Origin of the sequence: Hominenteromicrobium mulieris (assembly GCF_046197855.1) — a bacterium.
In the GTDB taxonomy this organism is placed as follows: domain Bacteria; phylum Bacillota; class Clostridia; order Oscillospirales; family Acutalibacteraceae; genus Hominenteromicrobium; species Hominenteromicrobium mulieris.
The window spans coordinates 408,925-430,787 of sequence record NZ_CP173188.1; the positions used below are offsets into that span (position 1 = coordinate 408,925).

At 55.7% G+C, this 21,863-nt stretch carries 18 protein-coding genes; 11 read left to right on the forward strand and 7 right to left on the reverse strand.

Going from position 1 to position 21,863, the window contains the following annotated elements:
• Positions 1–41: 41 nt before the first annotated feature.
• The 11 genes from ruvB (at position 42) to ACI0CA_RS02070 (ending at position 12,010) form a co-directional block, all read left to right on the forward strand.
• The gene (gene ruvB / locus ACI0CA_RS02020) at positions 42–1,079 is read left to right on the forward strand and encodes a Holliday junction branch migration DNA helicase RuvB (RefSeq protein WP_446806973.1); all 1,038 of its coding nucleotides are present in this window, start codon (positions 42–44) and stop codon (positions 1,077–1,079) included.
• A 103-nt stretch (positions 1,080–1,182) separates the two neighbouring features.
• Positions 1,183–2,532, forward strand: coding sequence for a phosphoglucosamine mutase (glmM, locus tag ACI0CA_RS02025; protein WP_446806581.1), 1,350 nt, complete (start codon positions 1,183–1,185; stop codon positions 2,530–2,532).
• Entirely contained in the window at positions 2,532–3,416 is an 885-nt protein-coding gene (locus ACI0CA_RS02030) for a class I SAM-dependent methyltransferase (RefSeq protein WP_343285275.1), read from the forward strand. The genes glmM and ACI0CA_RS02030 overlap by 1 nt, the downstream gene beginning before the upstream one ends.
• A 29-nt stretch (positions 3,417–3,445) precedes the next feature.
• The gene (locus tag ACI0CA_RS02035) at positions 3,446–4,282 is read left to right on the forward strand and encodes an energy-coupling factor transporter ATPase (RefSeq protein ID WP_412266861.1); all 837 of its coding nucleotides are present in this window, start codon (positions 3,446–3,448) and stop codon (positions 4,280–4,282) included.
• 80 nt (positions 4,283–4,362) lie between these two features.
• Positions 4,363–5,244 (forward strand): energy-coupling factor transporter ATPase, encoded by an 882-nt coding sequence (locus ACI0CA_RS02040; RefSeq protein WP_412266859.1) that lies wholly within the window; start codon positions 4,363–4,365, stop codon positions 5,242–5,244.
• Entirely contained in the window at positions 5,234–6,052 is an 819-nt protein-coding gene (locus tag ACI0CA_RS02045) for an energy-coupling factor transporter transmembrane component T family protein (RefSeq protein WP_343285272.1), read from the forward strand. The genes ACI0CA_RS02040 and ACI0CA_RS02045 overlap by 11 nt, the downstream gene beginning before the upstream one ends.
• Positions 6,053–6,067: 15 nt before the next feature.
• Positions 6,068–6,820, forward strand: a complete 753-nt coding sequence (truA, locus tag ACI0CA_RS02050; RefSeq protein ID WP_412266857.1) for a tRNA pseudouridine(38-40) synthase TruA — start codon at positions 6,068–6,070, stop codon at positions 6,818–6,820.
• Between the two features lie 148 nt (positions 6,821–6,968).
• Positions 6,969–8,249, forward strand: coding sequence for a DUF5711 family protein (locus tag ACI0CA_RS02055; RefSeq protein ID WP_412266855.1), 1,281 nt, complete (start codon positions 6,969–6,971; stop codon positions 8,247–8,249).
• Between the two features lie 66 nt (positions 8,250–8,315).
• Positions 8,316–9,005: a CvpA family protein gene (locus tag ACI0CA_RS02060; protein ID WP_308449279.1), complete on the forward strand. Its 690-nt coding sequence runs from the start codon at positions 8,316–8,318 to the stop codon at positions 9,003–9,005.
• A gap of 50 nt (positions 9,006–9,055) precedes the next feature.
• Positions 9,056–9,712, forward strand: coding sequence for a CDP-alcohol phosphatidyltransferase family protein (locus ACI0CA_RS02065; protein ID WP_308449280.1), 657 nt, complete (start codon positions 9,056–9,058; stop codon positions 9,710–9,712).
• Positions 9,713–9,742: 30 nt separating this feature from the next.
• Positions 9,743–12,010, forward strand: a complete 2,268-nt coding sequence (locus tag ACI0CA_RS02070) for an ATP-dependent Clp protease ATP-binding subunit (RefSeq protein ID WP_446806972.1) — start codon at positions 9,743–9,745, stop codon at positions 12,008–12,010.
• An 88-nt stretch (positions 12,011–12,098) separates the two neighbouring features.
• Here the strand turns inward: ACI0CA_RS02070 and ACI0CA_RS02075 are convergent, their stop codons facing one another.
• From ACI0CA_RS02075 to ACI0CA_RS02105, 7 genes are all read right to left on the reverse strand, one after another.
• A complete protein-coding gene (locus ACI0CA_RS02075) occupies positions 12,099–12,908 on the reverse strand; it encodes a C39 family peptidase (protein ID WP_446806580.1) in 810 nt (269 codons plus the stop codon).
• A gap of 25 nt (positions 12,909–12,933) precedes the next feature.
• Entirely contained in the window at positions 12,934–13,674 is a 741-nt protein-coding gene (locus ACI0CA_RS02080) for a TraX family protein (RefSeq protein WP_446806579.1), read from the reverse strand.
• A gap of 133 nt (positions 13,675–13,807) precedes the next feature.
• Positions 13,808–14,908, reverse strand: coding sequence for a hypothetical protein (locus tag ACI0CA_RS02085; RefSeq protein ID WP_446806578.1), 1,101 nt, complete (start codon positions 14,906–14,908; stop codon positions 13,808–13,810).
• Positions 14,905–16,470, reverse strand: coding sequence for a sensor histidine kinase (locus ACI0CA_RS02090; RefSeq protein WP_412392135.1), 1,566 nt, complete (start codon positions 16,468–16,470; stop codon positions 14,905–14,907). Before ACI0CA_RS02090 ends, ACI0CA_RS02085 begins: the two co-directional genes overlap by 4 nt.
• Before the next feature lie 18 nt (positions 16,471–16,488).
• Entirely contained in the window at positions 16,489–17,151 is a 663-nt protein-coding gene (locus ACI0CA_RS02095) for a response regulator transcription factor (RefSeq protein ID WP_343285266.1), read from the reverse strand.
• Positions 17,152–17,303: 152 nt separating this feature from the next.
• A complete protein-coding gene (locus ACI0CA_RS02100) occupies positions 17,304–19,202 on the reverse strand; it encodes a glycoside hydrolase family 13 protein (RefSeq protein WP_446806577.1) in 1,899 nt (632 codons plus the stop codon).
• Positions 19,203–19,277: 75 nt separating this feature from the next.
• Complete coding sequence (locus ACI0CA_RS02105) at positions 19,278–21,707, reverse strand: glycogen/starch/alpha-glucan phosphorylase (protein ID WP_308449287.1); 2,430 nt, start codon at positions 21,705–21,707, stop codon at positions 19,278–19,280.
• Positions 21,708–21,863: the final 156 nt, after the last annotated feature.

A 21,863-nucleotide genomic window follows, 5' to 3' on the forward strand; every position in this document is an offset into this window, starting at 1 on the left:
AGGAGAGTGCTTTTCGCGTGACGTTTGACAGAGACAACGAAATGGATTTTGAAAACCGCGTCATTGCGCCGGAGTATGTGCCGGAGGACGCGGAGGTGGAAAACCCGCTGCGCCCGCGTACCTTTGCGGACTATGTGGGCCAGGAAAAGGTAAAAGAAAACTTAGAGGTGTTCATTCAGGCGGCAAAGCAGAGAAAAGAATCGCTTGACCACGTTTTGCTCTACGGCCCGCCGGGTCTCGGCAAAACGACGCTTGCGGGCATCATTGCAAACGAGCTCGGTGTCAATCTGCGCATCACGAGCGGCCCGGCTATCGAAAAGCCGGGCGACCTCGCCGCATTATTGACGAATCTGAACCCCGGCGACGTGCTGTTCATCGATGAGATTCACCGTCTGCCGCGCAGTGTGGAGGAGATCTTGTACCCCGCCATGGAGGACTTTGCGCTCGACATTATTACAGGCAAGGGACAAATGGCGGCGTCCTATCATCTGCCGCTGCCGCGCTTTACGCTTGTCGGTGCAACGACGAGAGCCGGTCAGCTTTCTGCGCCGCTGCGCGACCGTTTCGGCGTGGTGCTGCGTTTGGAGCTCTACGAGCCGAAGGAGCTTGCGAAAATCGTCACCCGCAGCGCCGGCATTTTAGGTATTGACATTGAAGCGGACGGTGCGCTGGAGATTGCCTCGCGCTCGCGCGGTACGCCGCGTATCGCAAACCGCATGTTAAAGCGCGTGCGCGACTTTGCGCAGATCATGAGCGACGGCGTCATCACATACAGCACGGCGAAGATTGCGCTTGACCGCCTCGAGATTGACGAGCTTGGGCTCGATTCCGGCGACAGACGCATGCTGAACGCGATTATCCAGTATTATAACGGCGGCCCCGTGGGTGTAGAAACGCTGGCGGCGGCCATTGGCGAGGAAGCCGTGACGATCGAAGACGTTGTGGAGCCGTATCTGATGCAGATCGGCTTTTTGCAGCGTACCCCGCGCGGCCGCTGTGCCACACGCGCGGCTTACTTGCACCTCGGACTTACGCCGTCGGGAACCGTTGCGGACGATAATCCGAGATTCGACGTATGACACTCTTTTGGGAACGCATGTAATCGGCATGCGGGGGAACAGGTTGAAAAGAATCAAAAAAGTTACCCCTTAAAATTTTTGACATAAAAAGGAGCATACGATTATGGGAAGATTATTCGGTACAGACGGTGTTCGCGGTGTCGCGAACCATGACCTCACCTGCGAGCTTGCAATGAAGCTTGGCCGCGCGGCCGCTGCCGTGCTCATCAACAAATCAAACCGCCACCCGCGCGTCATCATCGGCAAGGATACCCGCCTTTCGAGCGACATGCTGGAAAACGCCATGGCGGCCGGCCTGTGCAGCGTAGGCGCATCGGTCGTTCTGCTGGGCGTTGTGCCTACTCCGGCTGTGGCGTACCTTGTGGAAAAATACAAGGCAGACGCCGGTGTGATGATCTCTGCATCACACAACTCTTACGAGTATAACGGCATTAAAATTTTCAGCGGCGACGGCTACAAGCTGCCGGACGACCTTGAGGAGCGCATTGAGTCTCTGATCCTCGGCGAAGCGGCTCTGCCGCCGCTGCCTGCAGACAGCGACCTCGGCACGGTGTCGTATGCGCCGAACGCGCTGCGCGATTACATCGATCACGTGAAGTCCACGGTGCACTTCTCACTGACGGGCCTTGAAATCGCGCTCGACTGCGCGAACGGTTCCTCCGCGATGACGGCGGAAACACTGTTTACGGAGCTCGGCGCCAAGGTGCACATGCTGCATGATGAGCCGAACGGCACGAACATCAACGATAACTGCGGTTCCACCCATATGAAATCGCTCGTGGAATATGTGAAGACGCATAAGGTCGATGCGGGCATCGCGTTTGACGGCGACGCCGACCGCTGCCTTGCCGTGGACGAAAACGGCGAAGTCATCGACGGCGACTTCATCATGGCAATCTGCGGCCTCGATATGAAGAGCCGCGGTAAGCTGAATAAGGACTGCATCGTCGGCACCATCATGACGAACCTCGGCTTTGTAAAGTGCTGCGAAGCAAACGGCATCCACTTTGAAGCGACGAAGGTCGGCGATCGTTACGTGCTGGAAGAAATGCTGCTTGAAAACTACAGCTTTGGCGGCGAGCAGAGCGGCCACGTCATTTTCCGCGATTTCGCAACGACCGGCGACGGCCAGCTGACGGCAGCGCAGCTTTTGAGCATCTTAAAGCAGCGCGAAGCAAAGCTTTCTTCCCTCAAGACCGTCATGGAGCGTTACCCGCAGACGATGGTGAATATCAAGGTCTCGCCGGAGGGCAAGCTGGCGTTCCACACCGACCCGAAGGTGAAGAAGGCTATTCAGCAGGCAACCGCAACGCTGAACGGAGAAGGCCGCGTCATTGTGCGCCCGTCCGGCACAGAGCCGCTGCTGCGCGTCATGGTGGAAGGCAGAGATTTGACGCTGATTGAAAAGCTTGCAAACGATATTTCTGAAGTGATTAAGGAAGAATTGGTCTGATGAGAGCAGCAAACTGGAAAGACTATGAATTGATTGATACCGGCTCCGGCGAGCGGTTGGAGCGGTGGGGAGACATTCTCCTCATCCGCCCCGATCCGCAGATTATCTGGAAGTCGGAGAAAAAAGATCCCCGTTGGCGTTCCGCTCACGCGCGCTATAAGCGTTCCTCTACGGGCGGCGGCAAATGGGAGGTTTATAAAAAGCTGCCGGACGTGTGGAAAATCACGCGCGGCGACCTCACGTTCCGCTTAAAGCCCATGGGCTTTAAACACACGGGCGTTTTCCCGGAGCAGGCCGTGAACTGGGATTACACCGCGGCGCGCATCCGCGCGGCAAAGGAGAAAAATCCCGAGCGCGAAATTAAAATTCTAAACTTATTCGGCTACACCGGCGCGGCGACGCTCGCGTGTATGGAAGCGGGCGCGACGGTCACGCATGTAGATGCCTCCAAGGGCATGGTGCAGTGGGCGCGCGAAAACGCAGCGGCATCGAATTTGGCAGAGCGCCCGGTGCGCTGGCTTGTCGATGACTGCGTGAAATTCGTGCAGCGCGAAATTCGCCGCGGCAACCATTACGACGGCATCATCATGGACCCGCCGTCCTACGGGCGCGGCCCCGGCGGCGAGGTATGGAAGCTTGAGGAACAGCTTTACGGTCTTGTTGAAATGTGCGTGCCGGTCTTGACGGACGATCCGCTGTTCTTTATTTTGAATTCGTACACAACGGGACTTTCTCCGTCCGTTATGGCGTATCTGCTCGGCGTTTTGCTGCGCCCGAAGTTCGGCGGCTATGTTTCCGCCGATGAAATCGGTTTGTCGGTGACGGAAACGGGGCTTGTTCTGCCCTGCGGCAGCACGGCAATCTGGTCGGGCGAGCCGGTATAACGGGACTTTTTTGAAACGGAAGGGATAAAATGGCGTTTATTGAGTGCAGAGACCTGCATTTTTCATACAGCGGAGAGAGCGGCGAGGTCCTGCACGGCGTCGATCTCGACATTGAAAAGGGTTCGTTTGTGGCGCTGCTCGGCCACAACGGCTGCGGTAAATCCACCATGGCGAAACTGTTTAACGGTATGTTGGTGCCGACCTCCGGCACCGTGACGGTGGACGGCATCGATACCGCCGTGGAGGAAACGCAGCTTGACGTGCGCCGCCGCGTGGGCCTTGTGCAGCAGAACCCGGATAACCAGCTTGTCGCGGGTATTGTTGAGGAAGACGTGGCATTCGGCCCGGAAAACCTCGGTATTGAGCCCGCAGAAATCCGCCGCCGTGTCGATGCGGCACTGAAAGCGGTCAACATGTACGAGTACCGCGACCATGCACCGCATAAGCTCTCCGGCGGTCAGAAGCAGCGCGTCGCAATTGCGGGTGTTATCGCGATGGAAACCATGTGCATTGTGCTTGATGAGCCGACCGCCATGCTGGACCCGCGCGGCCGACAGGAGGTTATGGATACCATTCGGTATCTGAACCGCGAAAAGGGTATCACCGTCATTCTCATCACGCACTACATGGACGAGGCCGTGCAGGCCGACCGCGTGGTGGTGATGGACGGCGGCAACATTCTGACGGACGGCGACCCGCGCACGGTGTTCGCGCAGGTGGAGCTTTTAAAGCGCCACAAGCTCGACGTGCCGCAGGCAACGGAGCTTATTTACCGCTTAAACGCCGCCGGGTGCAGCATTTCCGGCACGCCGCTCGATGAAGACGAGTGCGTAAAAGCGATTGCGGAGTATTTAAAATTGGGATAAGAATATAAAAGGGATTTTGTTTTTTGTGCGGGGCAAGAACCGAAAGGACCTGCACCCGGCAGAGGAAACGAGGAAAATCGATGGCAATTTTGGAAACCAAAAATCTCACATATACCTATGGCGCCGGCACACCGTTTGAAAAAACGGCGGTGGAAAACGTGAACCTTTCCGTAGAAAAGGGCGCGTTCGTCGGCGTGATCGGGCATACGGGCAGCGGTAAATCCACGCTGATCCAGATGCTCAACGGCCTCATCCGCCCCACAAGCGGGCAGGTGCTTTTAAACGGCGAGGACATTTGGGCAAAGCCGAAGGAAATTCGCCGCGTGCGCTTTCAGGTGGGCATGGTGTTCCAGTACCCGGAATACCAGCTGTTTGAAGAGACCGTTATCAAAGACATCATGTTCGGCCCGAAAAACATGGGACTTTCCGATGAAGAAGCACTGAAGCGCGCCAAAGAAGCGGCACACTTTACAGACTTAAAGCCTGAGCTTTTGGAGAAATCTCCGTTTGAGCTTTCGGGCGGCGAAAAGCGTCGTGCAGCCATTGCGGGCGTCATCGCCATGGACCCGGAGGTGCTCATTTTGGATGAGCCCGCCGCCGGTCTTGACCCGAAGGGCAGAGATGTTATCTTAGCGCAGATCTCCGAATATCACCGCCAGCGCGGCAACACCATTTTGCTCGTCTCCCACAGTATGGAGGACATCGGCCGCGTGGCAGACCGCGTGCTTGTGATGAACAACGCCCATGCCGAAATGTACGACGAGACCCGCGCCGTGTTCTCGCGCGGCGAGCTTTTGGAGCCGATGGGTCTGCGCCTGCCGCAGATCACGTCCATCATGCGCCGTCTGCGCAAAATGGGCCTGCCGGTCAGCGAGACAGTTTTAAATGTAGACGAAGCCGTCATGGAGCTTTTGCCGCTCCTCAAAAAAAGGAAAGAGGAGGACAAAAACCATGCTATCTGATGTCACCATGGGGCAGTTTTTCCCCGGCAAGTCCGTCATGCACCGGCTCGATCCGCGCATTAAAATGTGCCTGACCGTGTATTTCATCGTGCTCATTTTCTGCTCGAAGAATTTTGTCACGCTCGGCGCGACGATTCTTATGAGCCTGCTTGGCGTGGTGCTTTCCAAAGTACCGCTGAAGCTCTATTTAAAAAGCATGAAGCCTATTTTGTTCATCGTGGTGTTCACCGGCGTATTGAATTTGTTTTACGGCACCGGCGACCCGATCTTCACGCTCGGGTTCATTCACATTACGCGAAACGGCATCGTGAACAGCATCATGATCGCCGTGCGCATCGTGGTGCTCATCCTCATCAGCTCTATTCTGACGTTTACAACGTCCCCGACGCAGTTGACGGACGCCATTGAGCGCCTGTTAAAGCCGCTGGCACTGCTGCATGTCCCGGTGCATGAATTCGCAATGATGATGACGATCGCGCTGCGCTTTGTGCCGACGCTCCTCGAAGAGACCGAGAAGATCATGGCGGCGCAGAAGGCCCGCGGTGCAGATATGGAAAGCGGCGGTCTGATGCAGCGCATCAAGGCGCTGATTCCGGTGCTTATCCCGCTGTTTGTTTCCGCGTTCCGCCGTGCGTTTGATCTTGCAACAGCCATGGAAAGCCGCTGCTACCACGGCGGCGAGGGGCGCACGAAAATGAAGGTGCTGCACCTTTCAAAAGTAGATTACATCACGCTTATCGTGTGCGTTTTGTACCTTGCGGCGTTCATCACAGCGAACATTTTGCTGCCCGCCGCCATTGTGCGATAAAATTGAGGAGAAGCTATGGAACGAAACCTGCTGCTGAAAATTCAATATGACGGCAGTGCGTACCACGGCTGGCAGGTGCAGGAAAACGCCCGCAGTGTGCAAGGGGTGTTTCAGGAGGCGTTAAAGCAGGTTTTGCATACGCAGCCGGACATCAAAGCGTGCAGCCGTACGGATACCGGCGTGCACGCGCGGGAATTCTGCCTGAGCATGAAGCTTTCGCACAATATCCCGCCGGAGCGCCTTTTGGGCGCACTCAATCATTTTCTGCCGCCGGACATTGCTGTGCTTTCCTGCGAAGAAGTGCCGCTCGATTTTCACGCACGGTACTCCTGCTGTGGAAAACGGTATGTGTATGAAATCTGGAACAACCCCATTCGCAGCCCGTTTCTGCACGGGCGCGCGCTGCACTACTATCACCATATTGATGAAAACAAGCTGAACGAAGCCGCGCAGCATTTTATGGGTGCGCACGATTTCACCTCATTCTGTACGCTCGATAACCGCGACATGGGAGACTTTACCCGCACGGTTACGGAAAGCTCCGTCACGCGCGAGGGCGACATGGTGCGCTTTACCGTGGCGGCGGACGGGTTCCTTTACAACATGGTGCGCATCATGACGGGCACTTTGCTCGCCGTGCAGCAGGGGCGCTTTGTCCCCGAGGACATCCCGAAGATCATCGAGGGGAAAAACCGCAAGCTTGCGGGGCCGACCGCCCCGGCGTGTGGTCTGTATTTAGAAAAGGTCTTTTACGAACCGCAGGTTTAAGAAAACAGTACGTTGTTTTGAAAAAACAACGTATCTGTGGGCTTGTGTTCAGAAAAAGTGTTTTATGAATCGCAAATGTAAAATCTGCGGTTCGGTTGGATAAATGGTCTGTATTCCGATTTTATAACGCGGAATAAGGGAGAAACGTATGACAAGAAAAAAGCATGAAGCGGAAAAAAAGCACGCGCTGCGCAAAAAAGAAGCACCGCCTGTGCAGGATATGCCGGATGAAACGGAACACCCCGCGCTTTCGGAAAAGAAAAAGCTGCGCGTATCGAAGCTTTTGTACCGCATCATTGCGGTTCTGCTCATCGCGGTAGTGCTGCTTATCATTTTGGAAAATAAAGATAATTTAACGCCGGAAAACATCGGCAACTGGATCCGCACAAAGGCAGTCGGCTTCGGCTTTGGCGACGGCTATCCGGCGGAGCTGACCGGCAGCACCGCGCTTGCGGGTAATTTCGGCGCAGCTGACGGCAATTTGTACGTTGTGAGCGACACGGCACTGACGGTTCTGAACGGCTCCGCAAAGGAGATGTTCTCTGCGCGCCACAGCTACAACGACCCCGCGGTCTCCGAAGCGAGCGGACGCTACCTTTTGTATAATGCCGGCGGCACGGGTTACCGTGTGGAGACGTCCTCCGGCACGGAAATTTCCGGCACGAGCGACAGCAGTATCACGACCGGCGTCATTTGCGATTCCGGCAAATTTGCGCTGGCGGTGCAGCCCTCGGACTACGCCTCCGAGCTGCGCGTATATAACAAAAACGGCAGCTTGCAGTATAAATACAGCTTTGCGGATTCCTACATTACGGCGGTGGCACTGAATACGGACGGCACAAGAGCCGCGGTGGCAAGCACCATCACGCACGCAGGTACGCTCATTTCGCGCATTACGGTGCTGGATATGTCCGAAACGGAACCGATAGCGGAGTACGAAAGCGACGGCAATCTGATTTTTGCCGTGCAGTGGAACCGCAGCGGCCGCGTGACGGCCATCGGCGACACGGAAACGCTCGTCAGCGATACGGGCTATAACTTTACGCCGTATGCATATGACGGCCGCACCGTGACGGCCTACACGCTCATCCCTTCGGGCGCGGTGGTCTCCGTTTCCAACTATGCTTACGGCGGCGACAGCACGCTGCTCATTTTCCGTGACAGCGCAGAGCCCGTGGAAAGCGACCTTTCCGGCCGCGCCGTGTGGCTTTCCGCAGCGGGCAATAAGGTGGCGGCGCTGCTTTCAAGCTCCGTTGTGTCCACGGACCTCACGACCGGGCGGCAGGAAGCCGCCTGCAATGTGCCGGCCGATACAAAAAGCATTGCCATGGCGGACGAAAGCACCGTGTATCTGCTCGGCGTGCGCGAGATTCGGAAAGAAAATCTTAAGGTGATCGAGGCCGATAATACATTGTCGCAAACAGAGTAATGTGGTATAATCACTGTATCGCACAAGGCGTGCGGCAGGCGTGCCGGAAAAAGGAGAGTGTTTTTATTGGGATGGATATTCGACATCGCCGTTGTGGTGCTCGTCATCATCGCGGCCGTCATCGGTGCAAAAAAGGGATTTTTCAGAGCATGCTTTGATTTCTGCGGCGCGCTCATCGCGATGATTGCGGCGGGGCTTTTGAGCAGTCCTGTTGCAGAGTGGATCTTTACAACGTTCTTTCGCCCCTCGCTTGTGGAGAAGATCTCTGCGGCGGTCATGGGGCTTGGCGCGGGCGAAGCCGTGAACACCGTTTTCGATGCCTTCCCGGAGCTTATCCAGCGCGCGCTCGAGGCTGCCGGCATCACACAGGGCAGTATCATGGCGCAGGTGCAGGATAAGACGGACAGCATCGCAGAGGCCATTACGGATGCACTCAGCCCCATGCTCATCAACGTCATCGGCGTGTTCGTCATGCTGGTGCTATTCGTATTGTTCATCGTGGTACTGAGAGGTGTTGCAACGCTTTTAACGGGCATTTTCTCGCTGCCGGTTTTAAGCGGCATCAACGGTGCGCTCGGCGCAGTATTCGATGTGCTGATGCTCGTGCTCATTTTGTGGGTCGTCCTCGCGTGTACGCAGGTATTTGTGCCCATGCTGAGCGCAGCGCAGCAGGTAAAGGTGCAGGCGTTTGAGAATACTTCCATGCTTTTGAAGCTGCTTGGCAGCTTTAACCCCGCTTACCACTTAATGCAGTGAGCAGCGGCTAAAAGGAGATTCGGAAATTCGTAAGGGAAAGGAACTACACTATGTCTGATGCCAAAAGCCAAAAGACAAAGAAACCCATCAATCAGAATTTAACGGTGCCGAACGCCATGTCTGTGTTCCGCATTTTGGTCATTCCGTTTTTTGCGTATTTTTTTCTGAAAGGTAACCTCACAGCGGCCATCGTCGCACTGGGGCTTTCCGGCCTTTCCGATGCGCTGGACGGCATGATCGCGCGGCACTTCAACCAGATCACGGAATTAGGCAAAATGCTGGATCCGTTAGCCGATAAGCTGACGCAGGGCACGGTGGCCATCTGTATCGCCGTGCACTACCCGTCCATTTGGCCGCTTTTGGCGCTGCTCGTCTTAAAGGAGCTCGTCATGTTGTGCGGCGCATGCTATCTGCTGAAAAACGGCAAAAAGCCGTGCGCGGCAAAGTGGTACGGCAAGGTCTCCACAACACTGTTTTATATCGCCATCGGACTCATCGTCGTCATGGACGGCTTTATGAAGGTTTCCGAGAGCACGTTCAATATCGCGTCCACCACGGCGCTCGTCATCACGGCGGGCTTCATGGTGTACACGTTCATTCGATATTTCGGCGTGTTCCGCGAAATTTTGAGATCGACCGACGGCAAATACGATTTGAACCTGCCCGAAGAAATGCGGGCAAAGAAAGAGCGCACACCGAAAAACTAACGGTCTGCGCCGGAAAGGAAAATGTCTATGATGATGTGTACACGCTGCAAGAAGCGGCCTGCGGTTGTGTTCGTTTCCCCTTCAACGGATATGAACGCCACGCAGGGCTACTGTCTTGTCTGCGCAAAAGAGCTCGGCATTAAGCCGGTGAATGATATTATGGAGAAAATGGGCATCACGGAGGAGCAGCTGGAGGCGATGACCGAAAGCATGAACGATTTGATGTCGATGTCCGACGACGGCAGCTTTGAGCCGGGCGGCGCGGTGCCGTTCCCGTCCGAACTGCTGGGTCAATTCGGTATGAACGCAAACGGTGACGGCACAGAGCCGGCAACCCGCGAAAGCCAGCCGAATGACAAGAAAAAGAAGGAGAACTTCCACAAATCGAAGCGTAAGCACATTGCGGCGTACTGCACCGACCTCACCATGAAGGCGAGAAACGGCGAGCTGGATGCCATCATCGGCCGCGAGCGCGAGATTGAGCGTGTGGTGCAGATTTTGTCCCGCCGCACAAAGAATAATCCGTGTCTCATCGGTGAGCCGGGCGTCGGTAAAACGGCCGTTGCAGAGGGGCTTGCCCTGCGCATTGCGGCAGGCGAAGTGCCCGCGAAGCTGCGCAAAAAAGAAGTGCAGCTTCTGGATCTCACGGCGCTCGTCGCCGGTACGCAGTTCCGCGGCCAGTTTGAAAGCCGCATCAAGGGACTTGTGGACGAAGTGAAGCAGGACGGCAACATCATCCTCTTCATTGATGAGGTGCATAACCTCGTCGGCACAGGCGATGCAGAGGGCAGCATGAACGCGGCGAACATTCTAAAGCCCGCGCTGTCCCGCGGAGAAATTCAGGTCATCGGCGCAACGACGTTCTCCGAGTACCGCAAGTACATCGAAAAAGACGCCGCACTGGAGCGCCGCTTCCAGCCCGTCACCGTGACAGAGCCGTCCATCGACGACGCAACGGATATCATCCGCGGCATCAAAAATTACTACGAAAAATACCATAATGTGCGCGTTTCCGACCAGATTGCGAAGCGCATCGTCGTGCTTTCCGAGCGATATATCAGCGACCGTTACCTGCCGGATAAGGCCATCGATTTGTTGGACGAAGCATGCGCCTGCGCCGCGCTGCGCAACAAAAAGCTTGCGGATTATGAAGAAGCAAATTTGAAGCTCGAAAAGCAGCGCAAGGCGGAAGCCGAGATCGAGGGCGCAGAGAATGTCGATTACGAAGCGCTTGCCGAAGCGAAATATAAAGTTGCGGCGCTCGAAAAAGAGCTTGCCGCGTTTGACCCGAACGAAGTCACCGCGCCGGTAACGGAAGCGGATCTCGCGTATGTCATCGAGCTTTGGACGGGTATTCCCGCTGCAAAGATTGAGCAGAGCGAGCTCGGCAAGCTTGCCCACCTGGAAGAAAAGCTGAGCGAGCACATCGTGGGGCAGGAGGAGGCCGTCAAGGCTGTTTCCGCCGCCATCCGCCGCAGCCGCGTGCAGATCAACCCGCGCCGCCGCCCGGCCTCGTTCATCTTCGTCGGCCCCACCGGCACCGGCAAGACCGAGCTTGTGCGCGTGCTTTCGAAAGAGCTGTTCGATTCCCCGGAGACGCTCATCCGCCTCGATATGTCGGAGTTCATGGAAAAGCACTCGGTCTCGAAGATCATCGGTTCGCCCCCGGGCTATGTCGGCTACGATGAAGCCGGTCAGCTCACCGAAAAGGTGCGCCGCCGCCCGTATTCTGTTCTGCTCTTCGATGAGATCGAAAAAGCACACCCGGATGTTATGAACATCCTGCTGCAAATTCTCGACGAAGGCCGCATTACGGATGCGCACGGCCGCACGGTCAACTTTGAGAACACCGTCATCGTCATGACCTCCAACGCGGGCAGCAACAGCCGCGAAGCGCTCGTCGGCTTCAACCGCACCAGCGCGGACATCAGCCGCGAAAAGGCCATGCGCGCGCTGTCTGATTTCCTGCGTCCCGAGTTCCTGAGCCGCATCGATGAGATTGTCGTCTTCCACCCGCTGAATGAGGAGGACTACAAGAAGATCGCGGTGCTCATGCTGAACGAGTACGTCGGCACGCTTAATGAGCGTGGCATCACGCTGCGCTGGACGGACGAAGCCGTCGCGAACATCGCGCATCGTGCCGCAGGCGGCAAGAGCGGCGCCCGCGACATCCGCAACACCATCCGCCGCACGGTGGAAGATAAAATCGTGTCCCTCATCGTCGAGAAAGGCGAAGGCAACGTCACCGGTATTCTCGTCACCGAAAAGGACGGCGAGATCGACGTGGAGTCAATCTAACCTTATAAACCGCAAATCCCCGCACAGCGCTGTTCATTAAAAGCCTGTGCGGGGATTTTTGTATGCGGAGGAAGTAAGTCCGATGTATTCAGTTTGTCAGGATGATGGCCTGCTCGAAAAGGGCGGTGTAGGCGACCTCCACGCTGTCTTTGCCGTAGTAGATGTCCTGCCCGGCGAGAGGGTCACTGAAGTAGTAGCCGTTTTCGTCATAGCCCGTAAGGACGAGCGCGTGCATGGGGTAGACCCACGTAATCTCCCGGTCGGTCTCCGGCACTGTCCAAACGTCGCTTTCAATCGGCTGATCCATGCAGATAGTCGCCCAGATCATCACCGGGGTGTTGCTGTCAATATAGCTTTTTAGGCGGGAAAGCGGCACGCCGCTCAGACGCTCGGCGTGGTAGCCGGTGTTTGTGAGAAACTCGTTCATGGCGCGCTCAATGACGGTGGAGTAGCATCCCCAGCCGGTTTCCGAAAACGGGTCGCCGGGGAATGCCTCCCATGGGTCGCAGCCGATAAGCTCTCCGTTTTCGTCCGTGTGCGGCGCGTCGCCCGTCGGCAGGTAATAGGAAGCAAATTCCTCCGCCGTGACGGTGCAGCCGTAGTAGTTTAACAGCATGGCGGCGCTGGCGCTTTCGCAGCCCGTGGGAAGCGTTGGCAGCTGCGAAATGTACGGCACGTCTTTAATGCGGCGGGTGGTTGCCTGCGCGGGGAAAATATCGGCGTAGGCAAGCGCGGGCGTAAAGCGCAGCAGCGCCGCGGCGAGCACGCCGAACACGAGTATCACCGGCAAAAGGCACAAAATGCGTCTGCGCCGCCGTGCGCGGTGCTTTAGGCGGCGCGGCACAGTGCTGCGCCGGAAGCTTTCGAGTGCCAAATTTGCATTTTTGCGCGTTTGCATAAAGATCCCCCTTTTTAAAACTTCTTTATAACCGGGTGAAAATTTCTCTTAGCAGAGTGAGCATAAGCAGGTGAGCGGGGTAAAACAGGTAGTAGCCCCACTGCAAAACTTTGCTTCGGCGGCCGAGCATATGGTTGTAACATAAAAGAAGCGGTACACACAGCAGTACGAACGGCCTCAGCCACACGGGCAGCGTAGAGCCGTAGACGAAATACTGCAAAACATACAAAAGCGTGACGAGCCCGAAAAACGCCCATTGCTTTTTGGGGCTTTCCCGAAAGACGGCAAAGCCGAAGATCCACAGCACGGCGATGTAATTCCAGTTTGCGGGGTAGGCGAGCAGGCAGCACAGCCCGAGCAAAAGCAGCCGTACCCAAACGGGTGCGCGCAGCCGTTTCCACAGCGTGACGGCGAGAAGCCCCAAAAAGAGCCCCCACAAAACGCCCGTCACGTACCAGAACTCCCAAACCGTGAATTTAAAGCACAGCGCATACGGCACATGGGAGATGACCGCCGCAATAAACAGCCGCAGCAGGTACTTTTTCAGATTCGACGTGTACGCGTAGCCCTCCGCAACGAAAAAGCACATGATGGGCGCGGCAATCTGCCCCAAGGCGTGGAAAAACAGCGCGGCGGGCGCGGTATCTGCCAAAAATACGGTGGCGGCGTGGTCCAGCACCATGGCGAGGACCGCAATGAGCTTTAAGGTGTTTGCGTTCAGCGCGGGGCGCGAAAATGTGCACGCGGTTCTGTTTATATCGGTCATGCATTCGCCCCTCTCCTCTTTCTGCTTTAACTATACCGAAAAAGACGCAAAAAAGTCCCCCGCAAACTGCAAAAAAGTTGCAAAATTTCGGGGGACGGGTGTTTGGCTTTTAGATTTTTAAGAGTAGAGGGAGTCAGCCGTCGTAAACGTAAGCTTCTTGATAGGTGCTTTCACTGGATAAAAAGGTCTCCGAACGGTAAACGTCGGGATCCAAACCGTAACCGGTGATGCTCTCGGAAATGGCATCGTAAAAAACCGTCATGGTGTAGCCGATCTCATTGCGCAGAACGATCAGAGATTCATCGCGGTAATCGATGGAGGAGGCGGAATCAATACTGTATACAAAGTTGTACAGCATGTCATACATGCTGTCTCGTAAATCCACAAGCAGTTCAACTCGCCAATCTTCTTCCGGGGTCGTATCAGGCGGAAAAGAGAATAAATGCGCGGGAAAATCATAGAAAGAGGCAAGAAGAGAGGTGTATTTATCCGACGTATAATAGCTTTCAACCTGACTTGTGAATTCGTCTGCATCTGCTTCTGCGTGCGTAGCGACGAAGAGTGCAGTAACGACAAGATTGAAAAACTCGCTGTCCTCCGGGAAAGCAGCCGTTGCGGCATCTATTTCCGTAGCATGTACATACAGCGGAATGCCGGATATGGGGGTGAAGACGAAATCCACAAGGAAATCTCTACCCTCTTTGGTGTTTACCGTTACATTCTGCGCGTAAATGTATTTTGGCAGCGTGGAAAAATTATCGTTTGGATCATACGTGTGCATATAGCCGGAAAACTGCATGTTGTCATTGATGGTGCATCCCTTTAAAAAAGGTTCAATAATGCTGCGCACGTAAAGATCGGACATATCAATATAAACATAAGGGTCTTGCAGTTGGTTGTTATAGGTATAGAAACGACTGTCGCCGGTGCTTTCGGCATATGTTTGTAGGTCGTCTGTAATGCGCATTTTTATGGAGTACGGAACAGACTGGTTATCGGAAGCGTACATCTGTGATTTAGAATCATCAATATCATTCCACGGCGGCAGAATAAGGCTGGAGGGGTCTTCCAAATACAGCGGGCTTTCTGCGCCGGTAATCTGCGCGGCGCTTTCCTTGTTTTTAAAGTTTGGCATCACGCGGCTGAATAGCGTGGGGGAGAAATAGCCGAGCGTCAAAATGGCGGTGCAAAGGAACAAAGGCAGAAAAACAGAGAGAAAAATGTTGCGTTTCATATCGTTCTGCCTCCTTTGTAGCGGGTTTCGCGCTGCTTTTTGCGCTTCTGGCGTTCTTTCTCGCGTATTTTTTCGCGCGGCGGGCGCTTCTGCAAAAGCGCTTCCAGCTCGTCGCCCTGATTTTTCGGAATGGGCGCTACATTCATGTGAATGATAATCGTGGTGCCCTTCTGGTAGGTGGAGCGAATTTCAAGCCGCGCCCCGTGGCGGCGGCAGATGTCGTCGCACAGCGCAAGGCCGAGGCCCGCGCCGCCTGCCTTGCGGCTGCGCGCTTTGTCTTCCATGTAGAACGCTTCCGTTGCGCGGCGCACGGTATCGGGCTTCATGCCCATGCCGCGGTCGATGACGGAGACCACCGTGTGGCCGTCCAGCTCGGACTGAATGAGCCAGATTTCGGAATTGTCCGGGGAAGCCTTCGCGGCGTTATCGATGAGGTTATAAAGCAGCGATAAAAACAGCTCGCGGTCAATGTGCAGCACGGCGTTTTTGTGCAGCGTTGTCAGCTTGATGCCGCGCCGCCCAAGCACCGGCGCCATGGTGGCGTGCACATCAGAGAAAAGCTGTGCCACGGGAATATCCGCAAAATCGAGCGGGGTGTTATCGGTAGAAGCCAGCGTCAAAAGCTTTGCGGAAAGCCCGCGCAAGCGCTTGGCTTCCTCCACAATGGCAGAGGCAAAGTCGCGCCGCTGCTCGTCCGTGACAACGCTTTTGATGCGCAGAATATCCGCAAAGCCCAAAATGCTCGTCAGCGGCGTTTTCATCTCGTGCGCCATGGCGTCCGCAAAGCGCTTGCGGCTTTCTGCAATACCGCGCAGCTTTTCCTCGCGCTCGTTGATGGAAGCGGTCATCTCGTTGATGCTGTGTGCAAGCGTTTTCAGCTCCGAGCTGCCCTTTTCGGGCATACGCACGGTGTAGTCGCCCGCGGCCGCCGCGCCGATGGTCTTCACGGCGCGCTTTAACGGGCGCAGAAACCCCAATACGGAAATGAGCAGCAGTACGGAAATACCGCCGCCGCAGCAAAGCCCCCACATGCGCGCGTTGTTCAGGTTGGCGTCGTGCTCGTCGTACACATTCGTAACGTCATACACTGTGCGCAGCTCATACGACATGGCTTCCAGCTTGATGATGGAGACCACCATGAGGTACGTCTTTTCGCCGGCGTCGAAGATCACCGTTTTGCCGTCCGTAATGGCATCGTTCGGCTTGACGGAAGCTAAATCATACGAAGCGCCGTCCAAGACCTCGGTGCCGACCGCCGTGATGGTCTTGCCGCCCTTTTTCACTTCTATCACGTCCGCGGTGGAAATATCTGTCGTAATGGTATCCTTCAGCATGTCTGTCAGCTGGTCGGTGCTTAAAAACAGCGTGTTCGCCTTTAAACGCTCATAGGCCGCGTGGTTGGAAAGCGAAGCCGCCAGTGCCGAATGTGCGGAAGCGGCGGAGTTGACCTCGCGGGCTATGGCGCTGCGAAAGTGACTATCCAGTATGTAAAACTGCGTGAGCTGTACGGCGAGCGTGACGAACACAAGCGCAATGAGCGATATTTTTTGCCATAGCTTCATAAAAGACTCCCTTTAAGCTTATCGGCGCTCTAAGCGGTAGCCGAGCTTCGGAATGGTGATGAGCTTGCCCTGCAATCCCATTTTGCGGCGCACCTGCTGCACGTGAATGTCCACGCTGCGCGATTCACCGGTGAAATCAAAGCCCCAAATGTTCGAGAGCAGCTGCTCGCGCGTGATAGCAACGTCCGGGTTGCGCATGAAAAAGACGAGTACGTCAAACTCCTTCGGTGTCAGCGCCACGGGCACGCCGTTTTTCAGCGCCGTGTGCTTTTCAATGTCCACCTGAATATCGCCGTAGCGCAGGTGCATTTCGCTTTTGCCCGCGCGGCGCAGCACCACTTCAATGCGCGCCAAAAGCTCTACGGGCTCAAACGGCTTTACAATGTAATCCTCTGCGCCGCCGCGCAGACCCTTTACCTTGTCCGCCACCGCGCCGAGCGCCGTCAGGAAAATCACCGGCGTTTCGCAGCTTTCCCCGCGGATGTGCTCCAAAACGGCAAAGCCGTCCATGCCGGGCAGCATCACATCGAGCAAAATGAGGTCATACGTGCCGTTTAGGATGGTTTGTACGGCCTCTTCGCCGTCTGCGCAGCGGTCGTATTCGTAGTCGCCGATCGAGAGCGTGGCGGCCAGCATTTTCGAGATATTTTCATCATCTTCCACAATCAGAATGCGGATCATACAGTCTTCCTCTTTTCCCCTTTTCGCCGGCACCCATCCGACGATTATGTTAACCCTATTGTAGCATAGAAAAAAGCGGGCTTCAAGGAAAGAAGCCCGCCGGTAACGGTGTGTAAATTCAATTTTGCAAAAATTTTGCAGAAAGGGAAAATTTAGCTTTCACCGTTCTCCGTTTTTTCGCGGTGGATGCGCAGCAAAGTGAAGCCGAACGGCGGCAGCTTGAAATCGCTGCCTGCGGGGTTCGGGTACGGCGCGCCGAAAATAAACTCTGCATTGTCAAGATGCAGCCCCGGAATGACCGCGTTTTCCATGCTGCGATTCACGGCAACGAACAGCGCGTCCTCGCCGCCTTCCGTTTCCACATAGCGCTCAAACGAAAGCACGTTGTCGTGTGCATAAACACTGCGCAGGCCGCCGTCTTTTAAAATGTCGCCGTGCTCCTGCCGCAGCAGGCCGAGGTAGCGGTACCATGCGATAAGGTCCCCATCTTCGTGTCCCCACGGGTAGCATGCGCGGTTGAACGGATCGCGGTAGCCCTCCATGCCGGCTTCGTCGCCGTAGTAGATGCACGGCACGCCCGGCAGCATAAACTGCAAAAACGCGGCAAGGCGCATGCGCTCAAGGCCGGTTTCGCGCTGCTCCGGGGAGAGCGTGTGCGCACTTTGCCACTCGCGGCCGCGGCTGCCCGCCGGTTCGCCGCCGAGCACCGTCAAAGCGCGTTCCGTATCGTGCGTGCCGATGTGGTTCATCAAAATGCGTAAGACCTGCGGCGGGTAGTTTTCCACGATGGTCTCAATGCGATCCATAATGAGCGACGCATGCTCACCGAGCAGAAACCCGAGGATTGCATCGCGAAACGGGTAGTTCATCACGCTGTCCAGCTGCCCGCCCAGCAGATACCGGCGGCGCACACCGTAAGCTGTCTTGTTGGAGGCGTCTTCCCACACTTCGCCGAGCACCATGGCGTTTTCATCCTGCGCTTTCGCGGCGCGGTTCAGGCGGTCAATAAAGCCGTCCGGAAGCTCGTCGGCAACGTCCAAGCGCCAGCCGGAAGCACCGGCCTCAAGCCAATGCCGGATGATACCGTCTTCGCCGTTGATATAGTTGTCATACGCGGGATTTTCCTCACGCACATTCGGCAGCGTGATGAAATTCCACCAACATTCGTAGTCGTTCGGCCAGCTCCGAAAGCTGTACCACGGGTAATACGGGGAAGACTGTGAGCGGTACGCGCCGCCGTCGCCGTAGCGACCCTCGCGGTTAAAATAAATGCTGTCGCTGCCCGTGTGGCTGAAAACGCCGTCGAGCAAAACGTGAATGTTGCGCTCTTTCGCCGCCGCGCACAGCGAGCGGAAGTCTTCCTCATCGCCGAGCAGCGGGTCAATTTTCTCGTAGTTCGCCGTGTCGTAACGGTGGTTGGAGTGCGATTCAAAAATTGGGTTCAGATAAATGCAGGTCACGCCGAGAGACGCTAAATAATCGAGCTTTTCCTCGATGCCCTTTAAGTCACCGCCGAAAAAATCCGAGTTTGTCACAATGCCCTGTGCGTTCGGCTTCCAGTCCGGCTGGTCAAGCCAGTTTTCATGCAGCGTGCGGTCTGCCGGAACGTTTTCTTTCGCTTTGCCGGAGGACGCAAAACGGTCCGGGAAGATTTGATACAAAATGCCGCCCGCGAGCCAGTCCGGCGTTTTATATGCACCGTCGTACACGGTCAGCTGCCAGTCTTCACGTGCACCGGCGCGCGCCTCGCCGCCGAGGTCCTTTTTAAGGACAGAGCGCCCACGCGATGTGCGCAGCTCAAAATGATAGAAGTAAAGCCCCGTTTTCTGCGGCATAAAGTGGCACTCCCACCACTCGTGGTCATTGCCGTTCATGCCGCACCAGAACATATCAAGGCACTCAATGCGGTTATCCGGGTGCTGCACCAAAAGGTAGGAGGCAGAGCACTGCATGTCGCGCGGCAGCGTAATTTTAAAGTGCACACGCGTGCCGTCTGCCACAGCGCCCAGCGGGCTGCGGTGTATGGAATTTCTGGAATTAAATAGCGTCATCGGTAAACTCTCCTGCATGAAGAAGCAGGGCACTACGACCGCAGCGCCCTGCTTTTTACATAAACTTACGTGATATTACTTCTTTTTCGTCTCGGCTTTCGTCTCGACCGGCTTTGCGAGCCAAATGGTGTTCGCATAATCGCGGATGGCGCGGTCGGCAGCGAAAATGCCTGCCTTTGCGGTGTTGACAAGGGACATAGAGTTCCACTTGGTCTGGTCCTTATAAAGCTGTTCGGCTTTCTGCTGTGCATGGCTGTAAGAAGCAAAGTCTGCAAGCGCCATGTACTGGTCGACGTTGAGGAGTGCCTGGTGCAGGTTCTGGAACGTCTTGCCGTTAAAGCCCTGGCCGAGAGCATCCATCGCCTTGCGGATGATGTCGTTGTGCTCGTACTGATTTCTCGGGTTGTAGCCGGAAGCGCGCAGGCTGTTGACCTCGGGCGTCGTCATGCCGAAGAGGATGATGTTGTCGTCGCCCACTGCGTCGTGAATTTCCACGTTCGCGCCGTCCAGCGTGCCGAGGGTGATGGCGCCGTTGATCATAAACTTCATGTTGGAGGTGCCGGAAGCCTCTGTACCCGCAAGGGAGATCTGTTCGCTGATCTCCGCCGCCGGGGTGAGCAGCTCTGCCCAGGATACGCAGTAGTTTTCAACGAAGATGACGCGCAGCTTCTGGTTGACGCGCGGGTCGTTGTTGATGGTATCGGCAAGGCAGACGATGAACTGGAGAATTTCCTTTGCGAAATAGTAGCCCGGGGCTGCCTTTGCGCCGAAGAAGAACGTGTGCGGGGTATAATCCGCGTTCGGGTTTTCGAGCAACCACTGGTATACGGAGAGAATATGCAGCGCATTCATGTGCTGGCGCTTGTACTCGTGCAGACGCTTGACCTGTACGTCGAAAATGCTGTTCGGGTCAACGATCTGGCCCTGCGTGCGCTTAACGTGCTCGGCAAGGCGCTGCTTGTTGTGCAGCTTGATCTCGGCAAGCTTCTTCTGCACGGAGGTATCGTCCTTATATTTCATCAGCTTCTCAAGCTGAGCAGCATCGTGGATGAAGCCGTCGCCCGTCAACTCGGTGATAAGGGAAGCAAGCTCCGGGTTCGACTGGTTCAGCCAGCGGCGATGTGCAATACCGTTTGTGACGTTCTTAAATTTATTCGGCCACTCGGTGTAAAAGTCGTGGAACACACTGTCCTTCAAAATTTCGCTGTGCAGCGCGGAAACGCCGTTCGTGCTGTGTGTTGCGTATACGGCAAGGTTTGCCATGCGCACATAGCCGTCGTTCAGCGGGGCCATGCGCCAGATCTTGCCTTCGTCCACGCCCTTTGCACGCATCTCAATCCAGAAGCGGCGGTTGATCTCTTCCACAATCTGGTAAATACGCGGCAGACGGGATTTGAACAGGTCTGCGCTCCAGCACTCAAGCGCCTCGCTCATAACGGTGTGGTTCGTGTACGCAATGGTGCGGGTTACAATATCCCAAGCTGCGTCCCACTCGTAGCCGCATTCGTCGAGCATGATGCGCATGAGCTCCGGGATAGCGAGCACGGGGTGCGTGTCATTGAGGTGGATCGCCGCAAGCTTCGGCAGATCATCAAGGGAACTGTGCGTGTACAGGTGGCGGCGTACGATGTCCTGTACGGAGGCGGAAACGAGGAAGTACTGCTGTGCAAGACGCAGGCTCTTGCCCTCGTAGTGGTTATCTTCCGGATAGAGGACCTTTGTGATGGTCTCTGCCATAGCTTTCTGCTCCATAGCGCGCATATAGTTGCCGCTGTTGAAGAGCTTCATATCAAATTCGTTGGCTTCCGCACGCCAGATGCGCAGCACAGAAATGCCCTTGCCGTCCATGCCGGAAACATACAAATCGTACGGAATCGCCATAACGGGGTTATAGTTCTTATGACGTACGGAATGGTAGTGGTCATGCCACTGCTCTTCAATGTAGCCGTCGAAGTGCACCTCAATGGCGCTTTCGTCGACCTTCTGCATCCAGACCTCGCCGCCCGGAAGCCAGAAGTCCGGCAGCTCCGTCTGCCAACCCTCAACGAGCTTCTGGCGGAAAATACCGTATTCATAGCGCAGGGAATAGCCCATGGCCGGGTAGCCCTGTGTTGCAAGACCGTCAAGGAAGCAGGCGGCAAGACGGCCGAGGCCGCCGTTGCCAAGGCCGGCGTCCGGCTCCTGTTCGTAAAGGTTATCGAGCTTTACGCCCATTTCGGAAAGTGCTTTGCGGAAGCTGTCCTCGAGACCGAGGTTAAACAGGTTGTTCTTCAGGGAGCGGCCCAGCAGAAACTCCATGCACAGGTAGTAGATTTGCTTTGTCTCCTGCTTTTCAGCTTCGTGTACAAATTCGTCGCGGCCGCGAACGAGCAGGTCGCGCACCACAAGTGCGGATGCTTTGTAGAATTCATCGTCGGAAGCGTTCTTTGCAGAAACGCCGTAAATGTGCGAGAGCTTCTCACGGATTGCGCTCTGGACCTGCGCGGGGGTCATCTTGTAATTCATTCTTTGTCCTCCATGTGTTATGCGTGAAAAACACGCCAGATTTGTGTTATATGCACAAAATTAAATGCGTTTTGATTAAAAAACAAACGGTTTATACCCATTATATACTAAAATTATGAAAAATTCAAGACCAATAGCGGGCGGATAGGCAGAAAT